The organism is Amycolatopsis sp. SB7-3 (assembly GCF_041021335.1).
GTDB classification, from domain to species: domain Bacteria; phylum Actinomycetota; class Actinomycetes; order Mycobacteriales; family Pseudonocardiaceae; genus Amycolatopsis; species Amycolatopsis japonica.
In genome coordinates this window covers 304,977-323,348 of the sequence record NZ_JBFPJQ010000006.1, presented here as the reverse complement: position 1 = coordinate 323,348, position 18,372 = coordinate 304,977, and the positions used below count along the sequence as shown (strand labels likewise).

Annotated in this window: 16 protein-coding genes; 8 read left to right on the top strand and 8 right to left on the bottom strand. The window is 70.7% G+C overall.

Annotation, left to right across the window (positions count from 1 at the left end):
- Nucleotide 1 precedes the first annotated feature (1 nt).
- A complete protein-coding gene (locus AB8M46_RS34255; RefSeq protein ID WP_037343168.1) occupies nucleotides 2-355 on the bottom strand; it encodes a hypothetical protein in 354 nt (117 codons plus the stop codon).
- 271 nt (nucleotides 356-626) lie between these two features.
- Between AB8M46_RS34255 and AB8M46_RS34250 the strand changes: the two genes are divergently transcribed.
- From AB8M46_RS34250 to AB8M46_RS34240, 3 genes are read left to right on the top strand one after another with little or no spacing between them, the layout of a single operon-like run.
- Nucleotides 627-1,715 carry a MoxR family ATPase gene (locus tag AB8M46_RS34250; RefSeq protein ID WP_350596250.1) on the top strand — a complete coding sequence of 363 codons (1,089 nt, stop codon included), beginning with the start codon at nucleotides 627-629 and terminating at the stop codon, nucleotides 1,713-1,715.
- Nucleotides 1,716-1,732: 17 nt separating this feature from the next.
- The gene (locus AB8M46_RS34245; protein ID WP_037343164.1) at nucleotides 1,733-3,007 is read left to right on the top strand and encodes a DUF58 domain-containing protein; all 1,275 of its coding nucleotides are present in this window, start codon (nucleotides 1,733-1,735) and stop codon (nucleotides 3,005-3,007) included.
- Nucleotides 3,004-5,514, top strand: a complete 2,511-nt coding sequence (locus AB8M46_RS34240) for a DUF3488 and transglutaminase-like domain-containing protein (protein ID WP_037343161.1) — start codon at nucleotides 3,004-3,006, stop codon at nucleotides 5,512-5,514. The genes AB8M46_RS34245 and AB8M46_RS34240 overlap by 4 nt, the downstream gene beginning before the upstream one ends.
- 139 nt (nucleotides 5,515-5,653) lie before the next feature.
- Here AB8M46_RS34240 and AB8M46_RS34235 read toward each other — a convergent pair whose 3' ends face one another.
- The 3 genes from AB8M46_RS34235 to AB8M46_RS34225 all read right to left on the bottom strand — a co-directional run bounded on the left by AB8M46_RS34235 (nucleotide 5,654) and on the right by AB8M46_RS34225 (nucleotide 8,369).
- Nucleotides 5,654-6,070, bottom strand: coding sequence for a DUF3040 domain-containing protein (locus AB8M46_RS34235; RefSeq protein ID WP_037343159.1), 417 nt, complete (start codon nucleotides 6,068-6,070; stop codon nucleotides 5,654-5,656).
- A gap of 197 nt (nucleotides 6,071-6,267) precedes the next feature.
- Nucleotides 6,268-7,485: a DNA polymerase IV gene (dinB, locus tag AB8M46_RS34230; RefSeq protein ID WP_394362951.1), complete on the bottom strand. Its 1,218-nt coding sequence runs from the start codon at nucleotides 7,483-7,485 to the stop codon at nucleotides 6,268-6,270.
- A gap of 149 nt (nucleotides 7,486-7,634) precedes the next feature.
- Nucleotides 7,635-8,369, bottom strand: coding sequence for a methyltransferase domain-containing protein (locus tag AB8M46_RS34225; protein WP_037343156.1), 735 nt, complete (start codon nucleotides 8,367-8,369; stop codon nucleotides 7,635-7,637).
- A 109-nt stretch (nucleotides 8,370-8,478) separates the two neighbouring features.
- On the opposite strand from AB8M46_RS34225, the gene AB8M46_RS34220 reads away from it, so the two are divergent.
- The 5 genes from AB8M46_RS34220 to AB8M46_RS34200 all read left to right on the top strand — a co-directional run bounded on the left by AB8M46_RS34220 (nucleotide 8,479) and on the right by AB8M46_RS34200 (nucleotide 13,318).
- Entirely contained in the window at nucleotides 8,479-9,345 is an 867-nt protein-coding gene (locus AB8M46_RS34220; protein WP_007029346.1) for a ParA family protein, read from the top strand.
- A gap of 6 nt (nucleotides 9,346-9,351) precedes the next feature.
- Complete coding sequence (locus tag AB8M46_RS34215) at nucleotides 9,352-10,155, top strand: DNA-formamidopyrimidine glycosylase family protein (protein WP_394362888.1); 804 nt, start codon at nucleotides 9,352-9,354, stop codon at nucleotides 10,153-10,155.
- A gap of 124 nt (nucleotides 10,156-10,279) precedes the next feature.
- The gene (gene add / locus AB8M46_RS34210) at nucleotides 10,280-11,329 is read left to right on the top strand and encodes an adenosine deaminase (protein WP_394362887.1); all 1,050 of its coding nucleotides are present in this window, start codon (nucleotides 10,280-10,282) and stop codon (nucleotides 11,327-11,329) included.
- A 355-nt stretch (nucleotides 11,330-11,684) separates the two neighbouring features.
- On the top strand, nucleotides 11,685-12,245 hold the full coding sequence (locus tag AB8M46_RS34205; RefSeq protein WP_037343152.1) for a GNAT family N-acetyltransferase: 561 nt from the start codon (nucleotides 11,685-11,687) through the stop codon (nucleotides 12,243-12,245).
- A 23-nt stretch (nucleotides 12,246-12,268) separates the two neighbouring features.
- Nucleotides 12,269-13,318, top strand: coding sequence for a quinone-dependent dihydroorotate dehydrogenase (locus AB8M46_RS34200; RefSeq protein ID WP_350598639.1), 1,050 nt, complete (start codon nucleotides 12,269-12,271; stop codon nucleotides 13,316-13,318).
- Here AB8M46_RS34200 and AB8M46_RS34195 read toward each other — a convergent pair.
- The 4 genes from AB8M46_RS34195 to AB8M46_RS34180 form a co-directional block, all read right to left on the bottom strand.
- The gene (locus AB8M46_RS34195) at nucleotides 13,278-14,912 is read right to left on the bottom strand and encodes an amidase family protein (protein ID WP_394362886.1); all 1,635 of its coding nucleotides are present in this window, start codon (nucleotides 14,910-14,912) and stop codon (nucleotides 13,278-13,280) included. The genes AB8M46_RS34200 and AB8M46_RS34195 overlap by 41 nt on opposite strands.
- Before the next feature lie 363 nt (nucleotides 14,913-15,275).
- Nucleotides 15,276-16,259, bottom strand: a complete 984-nt coding sequence (locus tag AB8M46_RS34190) for a hypothetical protein (RefSeq protein ID WP_350598634.1) — start codon at nucleotides 16,257-16,259, stop codon at nucleotides 15,276-15,278.
- Between the two features lie 73 nt (nucleotides 16,260-16,332).
- Nucleotides 16,333-17,175: a PspA/IM30 family protein gene (locus AB8M46_RS34185; protein WP_007029352.1), complete on the bottom strand. Its 843-nt coding sequence runs from the start codon at nucleotides 17,173-17,175 to the stop codon at nucleotides 16,333-16,335.
- 220 nt (nucleotides 17,176-17,395) lie between these two features.
- The gene (locus tag AB8M46_RS34180) at nucleotides 17,396-18,277 is read right to left on the bottom strand and encodes an RNA polymerase sigma-70 factor (RefSeq protein ID WP_394362885.1); all 882 of its coding nucleotides are present in this window, start codon (nucleotides 18,275-18,277) and stop codon (nucleotides 17,396-17,398) included.
- Between the last annotated feature and the right edge of the window lie 95 nt (nucleotides 18,278-18,372).

The window sequence follows — 18,372 nt, the reverse complement described above, 5'->3', positions numbered from 1 at the left end:
GTCAGCCGCCGACACAATCCACATCCGCCGCCGCTTGTTCATCCTGTCGGGTGTACTTCGCCAGCGCCTTCTCGATCCGGTTCTTGAGCGCCTCGAGTTCCTTGCCGAACGCGGTGAGCGCCTCGACCGCGGAGCCTTCGGCGCCGATCCCGTACTGCGCCATGAACTTGCCGACCTCGTCCGCGTATCCCCCGCCGAGGGGAACCGTGCGGCCGAGCACCTTCGCCTCGCGGACCATCTGGCCGACCACGTCTTGCAGGGCGGAGATCTTCACGTGGGCGTCGGCGGCCAGCTCCGGCGCGACCGCGAACCCGCTCAGATCGAACCTCGGCTTGGCGGTACTCACCTCGCTCATATGCGATTACGCCTCTCCGTAGTCGAGCGACCTCGCACCGGAGCATACGACAAAACAAGGTGTCAGCGGGAGCACCCGAAAACGCGCTCACCTCACCCGATCGAGGTAAGGTCTCTGGTTGCACAGAGTCATCGACTGGGGTTGGCGGGGTTCCCCCCACGAGTTCGCCCGAGTTTGACACACTTCGTGGGAGGCTGACCGCTGCCCGGGGGACTGAACGGTCCGGCAGAGGACCCAGCGGAAATCCAGCCACGCGGCATCAGGAGGTCGAGTGACGTCGAGAATCCAGTCTGCGACGCCCGGCGAACACCAGGGCGAGCAGGCAACCGGGCAAGCGCCGTACCCCACGGGCGCCGGCTCGGTCAGCGGCCGGCAGAACGGCCGTGAAGCCCCAGCGTCGCTGGACGAACTGCACGAGACCGCGCGGCGGATCGCCGCCAACGTGGAGCGGGTACTGGTCGGCAAACCCGACGTCATCCGCATCGCGCTCGTGACCCTGCTCGCCGAAGGCCACCTCCTCGTCGAAGACGTCCCCGGGGTCGGCAAGACCTCGCTGGCGAAGGCGCTGGCCCGCTCGATCGACTGCACCGTCAGCCGGATCCAGTTCACCCCCGACCTGTTGCCCAGCGACGTCACCGGGGTGTCCATCTACAACCGGCAGAGCGGCGAGTTCGAGTTCCGTCCCGGCCCGGTGTTCGCGAACATCGTGGTCGGCGACGAGATCAACCGCGCCTCGCCGAAGACGCAGTCGGCCCTGCTCGAATGCATGGAAGAGCACCAGGTCACCGTCGACACCTCGACCTACCACCTCGAAGAGCCGTTCATGGTGATCGCCACCCAGAACCCCATCGAGATGGAGGGCACGTACGCGCTGCCCGAGGCCCAGCGGGACCGGTTCACCGCGCGGGTGTCCATCGGCTACCCCGACCAGCAGGCCGAGCTGGCCATGGTCGACGAGCACGCCGGGCACAACCCGCTCGCCGACCTAGAGCCCGTCTCCGACCGCGAGTCGGTGCAGCGGCTGATCGAGACGGTGCGCTCGGTGCACATGTCGCCGGAGATCCGCCGGTACGCCGTCGACCTGGTGGCCGCGACCCGTCAGGTGCCGGAGATCCGTCTCGGCGCCTCGCCGCGGGCGACCCTGCAGCTGGTCCGCGCCGCCCGCGCGCAGGCCGCGCTGTCCGGCCGCGAGTTCGTCGTCCCGGACGACCTGCACACGGTCGCGGTGCCGGTGCTGGCCCACCGCATGGTGCTCACCACCGAGGCGCACGCCGCCCGCCGGTCGGCCACCGACGTGGTCCGCGCGATCCTGCACCGCGTTCCCGTTCCGCAGGGCTCCTCGGGCACGAACCACCGCTGAGTAAAGGAAACGTGGCCATGCTGCGTGCGCTGTCCGGCCTGACCACACGCGGCCGCTGCCTCCTCGCCGCCGGCGTCGCCGCGGCGGCGTGCTCGTTCGTGCTCAACGAACGGGATCTGCTGCGGGTCGCGGTGTTCGTGATCGCCCTGCCGCTGCTGGTCGCCTTCTTCATCTCGGCGACCCGGCTGCGGCTGGGTGCGGCCCGCTCGCTGCGCCCGGAGCGGGTCTCGGTCGGCTCGCCGGGCGAGGTCCAGCTCGAACTCTGGCGGAACGGCAGGCTCCCGGCCGGCGAGGTGCTGCTCGAAGACGGCGTGCCCTACGCGCTCGGTTCGCGGCCGAGGTTCGTCGTCGAACGCCTCCCCCACGACCGCCGGGTCGCGCTGCGGTATCCGCTGCAGCCGGTGCTGCGCGGGATCCAGCAGGTCGGCCCGCTGCGGGCGACGATCACCGACCCGTTCGGGCTCTGCGAGTTCGAACGCGAGCTGATCGCGCATTCCCGGCTGGTCGTCGTGCCGAAGGTGGTCGGCCTGTGGGGCCTGCCCAGCGGCGCCGGGATCGGCGCGGGCGACGACGGCAGCATCCGCCTGCACGCCGGGCAGGGCGAGTCGGACGTGATCGTCCGGCAGTACCGCCAAGGCGACGACCTCCGGAAGGTCCACTGGCGCTCGACCGCCCGCCGCGACGAGATCATGGTCCGCGTCGAGGAACGGCCGTGGCGCGGCGGCACCACGGTGCTGCTGGACCACCGCGCGGCCGCGCACCACGGCACCGGCCCCGCGGCGAGCCTCGAATGGGCCGTCTCGTTCGCCGCCTCCGTGGCCCTGCACCTGCGGCGCTCCGGGCACCGGGTCCGCCTGATCACCGAACACGGCCTGACCCTGGCCGACACCCCCGGCGAGGGTGGCGAGCACTACGACAACGTCGTGCTCGACGTGCTCGCCGCGCTCCAGCCCGCGCACCAGCGCGACATCACCCTCGGCCACGACCCGGCCGAGGGACAGGAACTCATCGCGGTGCTCGGCACCGTCAGCAACGAATCCGTGCACGAGCTGTCCCGGTACCGCCCGCGCGGGATCCGGAGCCTCGCCGTGCTGCTCGACACCCCCGGCTGGTCGTCCGGCGTCAACCGGCCCGAAAACCGTGCCGCCGCCACCGAGGAGTCGGTGGCGCTGCTGCGAGCCGCGGGCTGGGGCGTCGTCGTCGCCGGTCCCGGATCGCCCATGCCGCAGGTCTGGGCCGAGCTCTGCCAGACGGCCACCCGCCGGGGCACGCTGATCGGAGGCGGCCTGTGACCGCGACCGCGCCGCCCCTGCGGCACACCCCCAAACCGCGCCCCGCCGCCCCGCCGCCCGTCTGGACGAGCAGCGTGCTCGCGCCGGTCGCCGCCGGGCTCGCCACGTTGTTCGCCTCGACCTCGCTCACCGGCGTGGTCTCCGGCTGGGCGTGGTTCGGCTACCTGCTGGTCGCCGTCGTGCTGATCGCCTCGACCGGCCTCGCCCTGCGCTCGCTGCGCGCGCCGACGATCGTCGTCGGCCTGGCGCAGCTGCTGGTGCTGCTGCTCCTGATCACCGGGGCGTTCACCACCAGCGGGATCCTGAAGATCTTCCCCGGCCCGGACGCCCTCGACGAACTGCGCGGTGTCCTCGCCGCCGCGGCCGAGCAGATCCGTGTCGGCCTGCCGCCGGTCGAGGGCACCCCGCCGATCCTCTGCCTGATCACCATCGCGATCGGCCTGGTCGCGGTCCTGGTCGACACGCTGGCCGTGGCCGCCGCCGCGCCCGCCGCGACCGGACTGGTCCTGCTGTGCGTGTACGCCGTCCCGGCCGCGCTGGCCGAGGACATGTTGCCGTGGTGGACGTTCCTGCTCGGCGCGGCCGCGTTCGCCGGTCTGCTCGCCGTCGACGGCAACCACCGCCATCGCCGCTGGCGCAACCGGGACGCGCCCGGACTGGGCAATTCGGCGAGCACGTTGTCTGCGCCCGTCGGCGTGGTGGCCGCCGCGATCGCGATGGGCCTGGTGATCGGCACCGCCGTCACCGGGGTCGGCACCGTCGGCAGCCTTCCCGGCGGCCAGGGTTCGGGCCGCGGTGGCGCGGGCGGTTTCGGCGTCGAGCCGTTCACCCAGCTGCGTGGCCTGCTCGACCAGGGCGAGAACGTGGAGCTGTTCAAGGTCTACGGGCTGGGCGCGGACAAACGGCTGCTGCGCGCGTTCACCCTCGACACCTACACCCCGAACAAGGGCTGGGGGCTGGCGCAGAACGGCCGCGCCCAGCAGGGCGTGCAGGCCAACAAGGGGCTTCCGCCCGCACCGGGTGACGACGGCGCCGGGCCCGGACGCGAGATCCGGATCGAGCCGACGAACTGGGTCGACAACTGGCTGCCGATCTACGGCGCGCCGAGGGCGCTCAACGGGCTGGCCGACAACTGGCTGTACGACCCGGTCGGCGGTGCCGTGTTCACCACGACCAAGCAGAACGCGCCCGCCTACACCGAGACCGCGTCCATCAAGGAACCGTCGAAGGACGAACTCCGGCTCGACGACCCCCGCCTGGCCGAGGTGCCGCCGCAGTTCACCCAGGTCGACCGCGTCGATCCCCGCGTGGTCGCGAAGGCCAAGCAGCTGACGGAGAACGAGTCGAACAACTTCGACAAGGCGCAGGCGCTCTGGTCGTTCTTCACCGCGCAGAACGGTTTCGTGTACGACACCAAGACCGCCGACGCGACCGACTCCGACGCGCTCGCCGACTTCATCCTCAACGGCAAACGCGGGTTCTGCGAGCAGTACGCGTCCGCGATGGCCGTGATGCTGCGGGCGGTCGGCATCCCGTCGCGGGTCGCCATCGGCTTCACCTCCGGGACGCCCAAGGGCGATCACGTCTCGATCAGCTCCGAAGACGCCCACGCGTGGGTCGAGGTCTACTTCCAGACGAAGGGCTGGGTCAGCTTCGACCCGACCCCGCTGCTCGACGGCCGCGCGGTCGTCCCGCCGTACCTGCAGAACGACGCCGGCAGCTCCACGACGAACGACACCCAGGAAGTGCCGAGCGCGCCCGCGTCGAGCGCCCCCGCCACCGGCACCCCCCGCGACCAGGGCGAGGACCTCGGTGCCGACGGCGGCACGGGCCAGCAGGAGGAAGAGCCGCTGTGGCCCGCGATCCTCGCCGGGATCCTCGGCGGGCTGGCGGCCGCGCTGACCGTGGTCGCGATCGTGCGGTCGCGGTTGAGATACCGGGCGCTGATGCGGTCGTCGTCCTCCCCGGACGCACCGGAACCGGAACACGGGTTCCTCGACAACCAGAACGTGACGAACTGGCTGCCGCTGATCGCGATCGCGCTGTGGGTGGCGGCGTTCGCGTTCCTGGCGGCGTGGGTGTCGTGGTGGTTCGCGCTGGCGCTGGTGGTCGTCCTCGGCGGGCTCGGGACGCCGACGGCGATCCGGGAGATCAAGCGGCGGCTGCGACTGCAGAAGATCGCGTCCCGCTCCCCCGCCGCGGCCGACGCGGCGTGGCGCGAGCTGATGGACGAGTGCGCGGACCGCGGCCTGCCGCTGTCCGGCGGCGACACGGTGCGCGTGGCGGGCCGGAAGGTCGTCGAGAAGCACCGGCTGGACGAAGAGGGCCGCTCCGGGCTGCGGACGGTCATCGGCGTCGTGGAGCGGTCGTGGTACTCGGACAAGCCGGCCGACGACCGGACGCTGGGCCCGGCCTTCGACGAGGTGCGCAAGAGCCTGAAGCGGAACGCGCCGATGTCGTGGAAGGGCCGCCTGTTCCCGCGCTCACTGCGGCGGCGGGACAAGTAGCGCCCGAGTGCGCGTGAAGGCCTCCTTCCCTCGGCTGAGCCGAGGGAAGGAGGCCTTCACGCGCTTAGAGCCCCGGGCAGGACAACGCGAACATGCCGGCAGGGGCATCGCCCTGCCGGCATGTTCGCGTGTGTGAGAGCTATTGCTCCTCGAAGCGCTGGCGGAAGCGCTCTTCCATGCGCTGGGTGAACGAGCTCCGGCGCGTGGACGACTTGCCGCCGCCACCTCCGCCGCCACCCGGGCCACCGCTGTCCTTACCGCCCTCCGCTTCGGCTCCTTGCCGAATCGATGTGACGGCCATCATGACTCCGAAGAACATCACGAGGAACCCGAGCACGCTGATCACTGGGATCTCGGCCACCCGGATGTTGACCACCACGCCGAGCACCAACAGTGCGACGCCCACTACGAACAGGGCGATGCCCTGCAAACGCCGTCGGCGGGCGGGGCGGCGCAACCGGGTGCCTCGCACCGTGGATGCGAACTTGGGGTCCTCGGCATAGAGCTCGCGCTCGATCTGATCGAGCAGCCGCTGCTCATGCTCGGAGAGTGGCATCTTTCCTCCTCCGGCACAGCTGTCGCGGGCGCCGGGCCGCGCAACGTCATGGACCCAACAGACAACCCCAGGCGGGGTGTCTCTGTCCAGGATACGAGCCCCGCGCTCGTCCGACTACCCGATCCCGTATCCAGAAGGGATCGAATTGGCCGAAACCACCCGACTCGGCTCTCTCGAAGACGACCGAGCAGGCGATGTCACTGGTCACGGGGGGTCAGCAGTGACGCGGGCCGCACCGCGGCGGCACCGAACTTCGACCTCGCGACGTCGGCGGCGACTTCCGCATCCCGCCAACGGGGTTCGGGAGATGCGAAAAGCAGCTGTTCTCCACTACTCTCCGTGTCCAATCCCTCGACTCTTACGCCGATCAGGCGGACTGCGCCCGTCGGCGCGTGCTCGGTGAGGAGTTCGACGGCCGTGCGGTGGATGTCGCGGGCCACATCCACCGGGACGGCGGTTGTCCTGGCGCGGGTGATGGTCTTGAAATCCGCGAACCGGACCTTGATCGACACCGTCCGCCCGCGAAGGCCCCGGCGGCGCAAGGTGGCGGCGACGCGTTCCGACAGCCGGAGCAGTTCCAGCCCGAGCGCCGAGCGGTCGTGGAGGTCGACGTCGAAGGTCACCTCGGCGCCGATCGACTTGTCCGGGGACTCGGGGATGACCTTGCGGTCGTCGTGCCCGTTCGCGAGGGCGTACAAATGCTCCCCCAGCGCCCGCCCGAGCGAGCGCCGCAGCCTGGACAGCGGGGCGGCGGCGACGTCGGCGATGGTGTCGAGCCCCTGCTGCCGCAGATGCTCCTCGGTGCGCTTGCCGACGCCCCACAGCGCCGACACGGGCAGCGGGTGCAGGAACGCGAGCGTCTCGGCCGCCGGGACGACGACCATGCCGTCCGGTTTCGCCATCCCGGAGGCCAGCTTCGCGACGAACTTGACCTTCGCGACGCCGACCGAGCAGCTGATCCCGAAGTCGGCGGCCACCCGCTCGCGGATCCAGGCTCCGAGCCGCGCGGGCGAGGAGTCCAGCCGTTTGAGCGCCCCGCTGACGTCCAGGAAGGCCTCGTCCAGGCTCAGCGGCTCCACCAGTGGCGTCAGCTCGCGGAAGATCCCCATGACGCCCTGGGACACCTCGCCGTAGAGCCCGGGTGTCGGAGTGATGCAGATCAGCTGCGGGCAGAGCCGTTTGGCCGTCGAGAACGGCATGGCCGACCGGACGCCGAACTCGCGCGCCGCGTAGCTCGCGGCCGCGACGACCGACCTCGGCCCGCCGCCGGAGACGACCACCGGCTTGCCCGCCAGCTCCGGGCGGGTGCGCAGCTCGCAGGACACGAAGAAGGCGTCCATGTCGACGTGCAGCAGGCCGCAGCCGGTGTCGTCGGGCCAGGTGGTGGCCCCGGCCGTCACGCGGTAGCGGGCCATCCCTCCGGGCAGTTCAGCGTTTCGTCCCACGGGCAGACGCTAGCCCGGGCCACCGACAGTTCCCCGCTTCGAGTGTCATGAAAGGGCCGTTCAGGACATTTCTCGTCCTGAACGGCCCTTTCATGACATCCGGAAGGGCTCCGCGACGGTCAGGCCGGACGGCGGGCCAGCAGGTGCAGCCGGCTCGCGATGTCCCGCAACGGCGCGACAGACGCCGCCGCCAGCTCGAACTCGGCCAGGTCCTCTTCCCGCACCCCGCCGGGCACGAAATCCGCCACGACGCCGTCGCCCTGCAGCGAGGTCACCTCAAGGCCCACCTCGATCAGCTGGGCGCGCAGGGCCTCGGCGTCGAACCGCCGCAGCACGGTCTCCCGGCCACCGCCGAGCACGCCGCTTTCGGCCGCGAGCAGCTCCCGCGCCTCGCCGAGGCGTCCGGCCAGCGCGCGCTGCAGGATCGCGGCGTGCCGGTTCGCCACCAGCACCGAGACCGCGCCGCCGGGTTTGACCGCGGCGGCCAGCGCGGCGAGCACGAGCGCCGGGTCGTCGACGACTTCCAGCAGGCCGTGCGCGAGGACGAGGTCGGCCGATCCGGCGGCGACGTGGGCTCCGAGCGCGTCGGAGTCGTCGGCGATCACCGTGATGCTTCCGGAGACGCCCTCTTCCTCGGCGCGGCGGCGCAGGGTCGCCAGCGCGTTGGGGTTCGGTTCGACCACGGTCACCAGGCAGCCCGCCGAGGCCAGCGGCACCGCCCAGCCGCCGCTGCCGCCGCCGACGTCGACGACGTGCGGCTGTTGTGCGCCTCGCGCCCGTGCGGCCCGGAGTTCTGCTTCGAGAACCCGGCGAACCGCCCCCGATCCCCGCGTGGCCACGGTGTCCGTCTTCATAAACGCACAGGGTAATGCCCGCCTTCGCCGGCCCGTCGGGTGTAGTCCGATGCGGTGTTCGACACCTTGCCAAGGGGCCACCCCGCGGACTGCCCGTAGGCTGTATCGAGTGCACACGGTCGCTGTTCTCAGCCTGAAGGGTGGCGTCGGTAAAACGACGGTCGCCCTCGGTGTCGCGTCCGCCGCGCTGCGTAGGGGCGCCCGGACCCTCGTGGCCGACCTCGACCCGCAAGGCAACGCCACCACCTCGCTGGACCCGCCCTTCACCGATCGCACGCTGGCCGACGTCCTCGAGACGCCGGTGCGTTCGGTACTCGAACGGGCGATCGCGCCCAGCGTGTGGAGCGACCAGATCGACGTGCTCGTCGGCGCCGAAGAGCTGGAGATGCTCAACGAGCCCGACGCCGACAGCCGCCGCCTGGAGAACCTCTCCCGCGCGCTCGACGAGCTGCACACGAACCCGTTGCGCGAGGAACCCTACGAACTGGTGATCCTCGACTGCCCGCCGTCGCTGGGCAGGCTGACCCGCTCCGCGCTGGTGGCCGCGGACAGCGCCCTGATCGTCACCGAGCCGACGATGTACGCCGTCTCCGGCGCGCGCCGCGCCCTCGACGCGATCGAGAAGATCCGCGAGGAGCAGAACCCGGGGCTGCGGCCGATCGGCGTCGTGGTGAACAAACTCCGCGTGCGCTCCTACGAGCACCAGTTCCGCGTGGCCGAACTGCGGGAGAACTTCGGCCCGCTGGTGATGCCGACGGCCATCCCGGACCGGCTCGCCGTGCAGCAGGCGCAGGGCGCGTGCAGCCCGATCCACGAATGGCACTCCCCCGGCGCGCAGGAGATCGCGCTCACCTTCAACATGGTGCTGGCGAAGGTCCTGCGCTCCAGCCGGGCCGGACGGCATCGCGTCCGCGGCGAGGAAGAGCCCGAGACCACCGAGGCGCCCGCCAAGCTGAGCGACACCGGCACGGGATAGGCGCCGATGCCCGAAGGCGACACCGTCTTCCTCGCCGGCAAGGTCCTCGACAAGGCGTTGGCGGGCAAGACCTTGCTGCGCGGCGAGTTCCGGGTGCCCCAGCTGGCCACGACGGATCTCGCCGGCCGTGACGTGCTCGGCGTCGGCACGGTCGGCAAGCATCTGCTGACCCGGCTCTCCGGTGACCTGACCCTGCACAGCCATCTGCGGATGGACGGCAAATGGGACGTCTACCGGGCGGGCGCGCGCTGGCGGCATCCGGCGCATCAGGCGCGGGTCATCCTGGCCACCGACGAGCTGCAGGCGATCGGCTTCCGCGTGCACGATCTCGAACTCGTACCCACGGACGAGGAAGACCGCCTGGTCGGCCATCTCGGCCCGGATCTGCTCGATCCACAATGGACGGATGAACTCGCGCAGCGGGCGGCGGCCGCGCTCGCCGCCGACCCGGACCGCGAACTGGGCGACGCCCTGCTGGACCAGCGGATCATGGCCGGGATCGGGAACATGTACAAGGTCGAGATGTGCTTCCTGCTCGGTGTCACGCCGTGGACACCGGTGTCCGGAGTGGACACGGCGAAAGCGGTCGCGCTCGGCCGCAAACTGCTGAAGAGCAACGCCTGGCGCACCTCGCAGACCACCACCGGCGATCTGCGGCGCGGCCGCGAACACTGGGTCTACGAACGGACCAAACAAGGCTGCTTCCGCTGCGGAGGACGGCTGAAGGTCGCGCCCCAGGGCGACGGGTACCAGGCGAGGCCGACCTGGTTCTGCCCGAAATGCCAGTCCGGGCCCGCTCCCGGCGGCTAAGCTGGACCCGTGACGCTGTTCAAGCTCCCGCTCTACGGGGCCGACACCGAACGCGGCGACCTCGCTCCCTGAGCCGCCCGCTCCTTCCGCATGTCACCCTTCACTTCTCCCAGGGAGCTTTGTCATGCCCGGAATCCTCACGGGCGGGGCGCTGCGCGCGTTCGTGCACGCCCTGCCCAAGGTCGAACTGCACGTCCACCTCGTCGGCTCGGCGAGCCTGCCCACGGTGCTGGAACTGGCCCGCCGACGGCCTTCCGCGGGAGTGCCGACCGAGCCTTCGGCACTCGCCGAGTTCTTCACCTTCCGCGATTTCCCGCATTTCCTCCGCAACTACCTGGCGGTGACGTCGCTCGTACGCGACGCCCGCGACATCCACACCCTCGTCACCGGGCTGGCGGCCGATCTGGCCGCGCAGAACGCCCGGTACGCCGAAGTGACCGTGACGCCGTACAACCACGTGCTCGACGGGATGTCGACGGACGATCTCCTCACCGGGCTCGCCACCGGACGGGCCGCGGCGCGGGCCGACCACGGGGTGGAACTGGCCTGGTGCTTCGACATTCCCGGCGAGAAAGGGGTCGTCGCCGGCCGCGAGACGGTCGTGTTCGCGCTCCGCGAACGCCCCGAAGGGCTGGTGTCCTTCGGGCTCGGCGGCCCCGAGGTCGGTGTCGGCCGCGCGCAGTTCGCCCCGTTCTTCACCGCGGCGAGGGAGGCGGGGTTGCACAGCGTCCCGCACGCGGGCGAGACCACCGGGCCCGCCAGCGTCTGGTCGGCGGTGCACGATCTCGGCGCCGAACGGATCGGCCACGGCGTCGGCGCGCACACCGACCCGGCGCTCCTGGAACACCTTGCCGTGCAACGGATACCGCTGGAGGTCTGCCCCACGTCGAATCTCCGCACCGGCCAGTTCCCCTCGATCGCGGCGCATCCGGTGCGGCGGCTGCTCGACCACGGGGTGACCGTCACGCTCAACACCGACGACCCGCCGATGTTCGGCGCCACCCTCGACGGCGAGTACCTGGCGGTGGCCGAGGCCCTCGGGCTGACGCCGGCCGAAATCGCCCTGTTCGCGAAGAACGCCGTGGAAGCCTCTTTTCTGCCCTCGGCGGACAAGACCGCCCTGCTGCGGGAGATCGACGAAATCTTGTTGCAGGACCCCGAACTCCTCGCATAGCGTGGCGGTACACGAGAGAGGAGGTGGTCCAAAGTTGTATTCCAACAGGACTCGTGAGGTGGCTGTCCGCTAGCGGACCCCACGCGTAGGACTTCAGAGCAGCGATACAACGCAAGTTGGAGCCACCTTCGGCTCGTCGTCTCTGCTTCGCGTGATGCCTGCTAGCGAATACCAGGCAGTCACCGGGCCCCCGAGGTTCCCGAGCACCGGTCCGGCTCGGGCCCGGACGCCGATTCCCGGCGTCCGGGAGCCGCCTCGGGGGTACCCCTATTTCCGGGGTGCCGCCCGGCGCCCCAGAAGACCGTCCACCGCAGTTCCGCCCCCGGGAACCCCGTGGACTGGATAGATTGACGCCATGCTGAGGCCCGATTTCCCGATCATCACCCAGCGACTGACCCTCCGCGCCTTCACCTCCGCGGATCTCGACGAACTCAACTCCTTCCAGTCCCGCGCCGACGTCGCCCGCTACCTCTACTGGGGCCCGCGCAGCCGGGCCGAATCCGCCGCCGCGCTCGCGAAACGGGTGCACAGCAGCAGCCTGTCGAAGGAAGGCCAGCTCCTCGCGGTGGCCGTCGAGCTGACCGAGACCGGGCAGCTGATCGGTGACCTGAACCTCGAATACCTGAGCAGCGAACACCGTCAGGGCGAGATCGGGTTCGTCTTCCATCCCGATCACCACGGCAAGGGGTTCGCCGCGGAGGCCGCCACCGAACTGCTGCGCCTCGGCTTCGAAGAGCTGGGCCTGCACCGGATCATCGGCCGCTGTGACGGACGCAACACCGCGTCGGCCGCGCTGATGGAACGCCTCGGCATGCGCAAGGAGGCGCATCTGCGCGAGAACGAGGTCGTCAAGGGTGAATGGACCGACGAACTCGTCTTCGCGATGCTCGAAGACGAGTGGAAGGCGAAGCGCTAGAGCTCACCAGGCATGATGGGGCCGTGCTCTTCGACAAGATCGTCCGCCCCGCTCTCTACCGGGTCTCCGGCAGCGACCCCGAAACCGTGCACGAACGCACCATCGGCTCGCTCGCCAGGCTGAGCCGGGTCTCCCCCGCGCTCGCCGCGCTCGGCCGCGTCTACCGGACGGACGATCCGGTCACCTTCCTCGGCCTGCGCTTCCCGAACCGGGTCGGGCTCGCCGCCGGGATGGACAAGAACGGGCGCGCGCTGCACGCGTGGCCCGCGCTCGGTTTCGGCTTCGTCGAGGTCGGCACCGTCACCCGGCATCCGCAGCCGGGCAACGACAAACCGCGGCTGTTCACCCTCGCCCAGACCGACGCGGTGATCAACCGGATGGGCTTCAACAACGAAGGCGCCGAAGCGCTCGCAGCCCGCCTCGCCGCGACCGGGAAGCCGCCGGTGCCGCTCGGCGTCAGCATCGGCAAGTCCAAGGTGACCCCGCTCGACGAAGCCGTCGAGGACTACCGGTTCTCGCTGCGGGCCTTGTACCCGTACGCCGACTACTTCGCGATCAACGTCAGCTCCCCGAACACCCCGGGGCTGCGCGCGCTGCAGGACAAGTCCGCGCTGGCCGAACTGCTCGCCGAGCTGCGCGAGACCTCGGCCGGGCTCGCCGGCGACGCGAAGCCGACGCCGGTGCTGGTGAAGGTCGCCCCCGACCTCACGGACGAAGCGCTCGCGGAACTGCTGGAGGTCTGCCTCGACCACGGCGTCGCCGGGCTGATCGCGACCAACACGACGTTGTCACGCGAAGGGATCGCCCCGCCCGAGGCCGCCGTCGGCGAGCAGGCGGGCGGGTTGTCCGGCCGTCCGCTCACCGCGCGTTCGGTCGAGGTGGTGCGGTTCGTGCACGACGAAACCGGCGGCAAGCTGCCGATCATCGGCGTCGGCGGGATCTTCGACGCCGGCGCCGCCGCACGGATGCTCGACGCCGGCGCCGGTCTCGTCCAGCTCTACACCGGTTTCGCCCTGCACGGTCCCGGTCTGGTCAAGCGGGTCGCCCGAGGTCTCGCGGCCCGGCCGTACTGACGAACCTGAGGTAGGCACGCCAGCACTGGTACCGCGTCAGCTCCGTCGCCGTCGCGGCGGCCGCCTGGTCGCACAGGACGGCCAGCGGCGTTTCCCCGTTCTCCAGCCGGATCCGGCCCAGCACGAACGGCGCGGGCAGCGTGGCCGCGAAGGCACCGAGGGCGGCGGGCGAGAGCCGCCAGCGTTCACCCGAAAGCATCGTGTGCTCGCCCGTCGCGCTCACCGGCACGACCCCTGGCTGGGGCGGATCGGTGGGCAGCAACAACATCCGGTAGCCCTCGGCGGTCTGGACCAGCCCGGTGAACCGCGCCCCGGCACGGACCAGGCTGCCGTTCAAGGGCTGACCGCGCAGATGCGCGCCGAACACGACGAGATCCGCACCCGGTGCGGGATAAGGGAAATCGGCCTGTTCGTCGGTGAGCACGGCGGCCAGGTCGATGGCGACCTGGTCGTCGAACGGCCGCACCACCACCGACACCCCGTACGGCCCCAGATCCGACGGCGACGCCGGAACCGTGACGGCGGCGAGGTCGAGCAGGTTGACGAACGCCGTGAAGCGCTCCAGCCGCTTCGAGACACCGTCCGGATCGGACAACGCCTCGGAGACCTCGGGATGGTCCGCGACGGTCGGGAGCACGAGGGCGTCGTACTCGGACAGCATCCGGAGCGCGAGCATCCCGGCCTCGGCGACACGATGCCTGTCGGCGGTGAAGCCGTCGTCGTGGATCAGCTCGCCGACTTTCAGCAGTGCCGAGACCTCCACGGTCTCCACGAGGGCGCCGGACGCCCTCAGCGCCGAAACCGCGCCGAGGAAGGCGGATCGGGACTGCAGCGAAAGGCCGGTGAGCGTGTCGGAGCCCGGGATCGCCACCCGCGGCCGGTCGCCCGCCGACAGCCGGACGTCCGGCGGCCAGTCGCGGGCGAGCGGGTCGATCCCGTCGGGACCGGTCATCAGTCCCAGCGCGCGCTGCCCCAAGGTGAGGCTGCGGGCGAACAGGGCGATCCCGCCGCACGGCGCGGCGCCGGTCTTCGGCACGAGACCCAGTGTCGGCTTCAGGCCGACGATCCCGTTGAGCGAAGCGGGAACGCGGCCCGCGCCCGCCGTGTCCGTGCCGACCGCGAGATCGACGAGGCCGAGCGCGACGGCGACGGCCGCGCCACTGCTCGCGCTTCCGGAGACCCGGGCGGTGTTCAGTGCCGCGCTCACGGCGCCGTAGGGGCTGCGGGTGTGCTCGAGGTCGCTGCCGAACCGGTCGCAGTTGGTCTTGCCGATCACGACCGCCCCGGCCGCGGTCAGCCGGGACACCGAGGTGGCGCCGGTACAGCAGACGTCCTCGCCCGCCGTGGGAAGACCGGCGACGTCGACGACGTCCGCGACCGCCACCAAGGTGCCCGCGAGCGGCAGGTCCGCGCCCGCGCGCAGCCGTTCATCGACGGCTTTCGCGTCCACGAGGGCGTCTTCCACCGGGCGGAGGGTGATCCAGACGTCGGGGCGGTCGACTTCGGCTATCCGGTCGTAGGCGGCTATGACGCGCTGGTAGGAGCTGGGAGGCGGGACGGGGGTCGGCTCTGGTTCCGGGGGGAGCGTCGTCACTGGGCGTCCTTTCCTCGGCGGGGACGAGAAAGACCACTGCGCGAGATCCACTGTGTCCGGTCCGCCACCCTGGGACGCCCGCTCACGCGGGCTGGGTTCAGGCCCGGGCCGGGATGAGCACTGCGTGCATGGAAGAAACGTTAGGCACCGCGGGTCGCCGTCACCAGCGGATTCGGGTCACGCGAGCGTTTCGGTACCGCACAGTGAGCAGGTCGTTACGCAATGGAGTATTAGCGACGACGAATGAGACGATGGTCCAGGAAAGCGCCTCAGACCCTACCCGTTTCCGGACCTCGCGTGTTTGAACAGCGATCTCGCGTGATCGAAGGCGGAACTCGCGTGATCAGACGGACATGACCGCGATCAGGAGAGTTCGCGCAGGGCCATGGCGAGGCCGGCGAGCTTGTCGGTCGCGTCGGAGAGGGATTCCTTGGACGAGGTCATGCCGTCCGAGCTCGCGGCGACGGTGTGCCCGGCGGCCGCGACGAGACCGCCGTAGCCGTCGAGACCGTCTTCGAGCTGGTCGCGCAGTTGCCTGATGGCGGCGTCGAGGGCGCCGCGTTCCCGCTCGGGCGCGGCGTCGCGGCCGCGTTCGATGGCCTGGATCCGGCCTGCCAGCCCGCGCAGGGCCTGTGCCGCCTCGGCGGCGGTGGTGCGAGCGTCCGCGACGGCGATCTCCGAGACCGGCATGGTGCCGAGCGACGTCGGCTGCGAAAGCTGGCGAAGCAGCTCCGCCAGCGAAGCCTCGCTCTCGGCGAGGCGCTCCATCGGCTCACGCGCGACCGACCGCGCCGGGGGCAGCGGCGGCGGAGTGGCGGGGGCGGCGGGCAGCACGGTGCGGTTGAGCGTCCGCAGCCGCAGCCCCGACTTCACCCCGAAAGTCCCGAAGATGACGGCGAAGGCGCCGCCCGCGATGGCCTGGAGGACGTCGGCCTCACCGTTCTTCAACAGACCGGTGCCCGCGACGACGGCGAACAGTCCACAAAGGAAGGTGAGGAGGATCCAGAACGTCAGCGCCCGCGAGGCACGGCGTTTGCGTCGCTCCAGTTTGGCGGCGGGTTCGTTCCAGCGCGCCCATTTGGCCTTCGCGTCGGCCACGACCGGGATCTGCCCGGCGGCCATCGACGTCAGCTGCTGCGAGATCTTCGGCATGGCCGGCATCTGCGGCATCTGGGGGCGCGGCCGGGGCGGCGCCGGCTGAGCGGGCCGCGAGGAACCCTGCTCGGAGGGCGGGATGTAGCGCTGCAGCTTCTCCTGCGCGCGCTGGGCGTAGTCGGGCAGCTTTTCGATGTGCTTCTCAAGCTTGGCGGTGAACTCCCCGAAGTCCTTGCGCCTGCCCTGCCCCATGCCCTCTCCCCTGTCTTCTGGTGAGACCGGTCCCGCACCCGCGCGGGGTGCGGGACCGGCTCCAGTTGGTGTGTCAGGCGGGGTTCTTGCCCTGTTCGGCCTGAACCCGTGCCTGGATCTCACGCTGGATGTCCGCGGAGCTCGACGCCTTCGGCGCGGCGGCGGTCTTGCCGTCGGTCACCTGAGCGACGGAGTCACCCTTCATGGACGCACGGATCTGCTCCAGCCGCGAGTGCCCCGCGAGCTGCGTCGTGGAGGCCTGGACCTCCATCATCCGGCCCTGGACGGAGTTCTGTGCGAGTTCGGCCGAGCCGAGCGCGGTGGTGTAGCGCTTCTCGATCTTGTCGCGAACGTCTTCCAGCGACGGGGTGTTGCCCGGCGCGGCCAGCTGGCTCATCTGGTTCAGCGAAGCGGAGACCTGCTCCTGCATCTTCGCCTGCTCCAGCTGCGAGAGCAGCTTGGTGCGCTCGGCCAGCTTCTGCTGCAGCATGGTCGCGTTGCGCTCGACGGCCTTCTTCGCCTGCTCCGCAGCCTGAAGCGACTGGTCGTGCAGGGTCTTGAGGTCTTCGATGCTCTGCTCGGCGGTGACGAGCTGCGCGGCGAAGCTCTCCGCCGCGTTCTCGAACTCGGTCGCCTTCTGCTCGTCGCCCTTGGCACGCGCCTCGTCGGCGAGCACCAGCGCCTGGCGGGTCGAAGCCTGCAGCTTCTCCACGTCGCCGAGCTGGCGGTTCAGCTTCATCTCCAGCTGACGCTGGTTACCGATCACCGAGGCGGCCTGCTGGGTCAGCGCCTGGTGGTTGCGCTGTGCCTCCTCGATGGCCTGCTGGATCTGTACCTTCGGGTCGGCGTGCTCGTCGATCTTCGACGAGAACGCCGCCATCATGTACTTCCAGAACTTCACGAACGGGTTGGCCATCTCCTCCGCCTGCCTTCTCGCATCCCACGGGCTGTTACCTCGAGGTGGGGCGTCCCCTCTGTGATGTTGCAACGTCCCGACCCCGGCGTTGAGTTCCATCGTGTCAGGTCGGCGTCCCGCGTTCCAGGCGACCCCGACGGAATTCAGGGATCCCCCTGACTGTGACGTCCACGACCTTTCGGGTTCACCTGCCGGTGACGGTGGGTGAAAACGGCCGGAGTCAGCGCCCCAGGACGGTCTCCTGGTCCATACGTGACAACTTCTCGGGGTTGCGCACCGCGTAGAGGCCGGTGACGAGTCCGTCCTCGACCCGCAGCGCGACGACCGTGTCGACCTCCCCAGCTAGCCGGAGGATCAGTGCGGGATGGCCGTTGACCTGCGCCGTTGCCATCGTCGCCGCCTCGTCGCGGACCGGACGGCTCGCGGCCAGCAGCGGCGCGACCAGCGCGGCACCGACCACGGGCTCCAGTACGGCCTGCACCACGCCGCCGCCGTCGCCGAGGAAGACGACGTCCGGGGACAGCACGTCGAGCAGTCCCTGCAGGTCACCGGTCCGGACCGCGCGGTGGAACGCGTCGAGCACGTCCTTGGTCTCGCCGGGGGAAGCGACACCGCGCGGCCGCCGGGCGGCGACGTGCGCCCGCGCCCGGTGGGCGATCTGGTGGACCGCGGCCGGGGTCTTGCCGACGGCTTCGGCGATCTCGCCGTAGGGCACGTCGAACACCTCGCGCAGTACGAACACCGCCCGCTCGGTCGGCGTGAGCGTCTCCAGCACCAGCAGCATCGCCATCGAGACGCTGTCGGCAAGCTCGACGTCGTCGGCCACGTCGGGGCTGGTGAGCAGCGGTTCGGGCAGCCAGGGACCGACGTAGGACTCCTTGCGGCGGCCGAGCGTGCGCAGTCTGCCGAGCGCCTGCCGGGTGGTGACGCGGACCAGGTACGCGCGCGGGTTCTCCACGGTGCCGAGGTCGACGCCCGACCAGCGCAGCCAGGTCTCCTGCAGGACGTCCTCCGCGTCGGCGGCCGAACCGAGCATCTCGTAGGCGACGGTGAACAGCAGGTTCCGGTGGGCGACGAACGCCTCCGTGGCGGTGTCGGACATGGACTCGCTCCTGTTCTCGGCGACGCGTGGCCCCCACCAGACGCCGCGTCTCCCCGATTCCTGACACGTCGAAGCCGTGGCGCTCGTCACGCCCC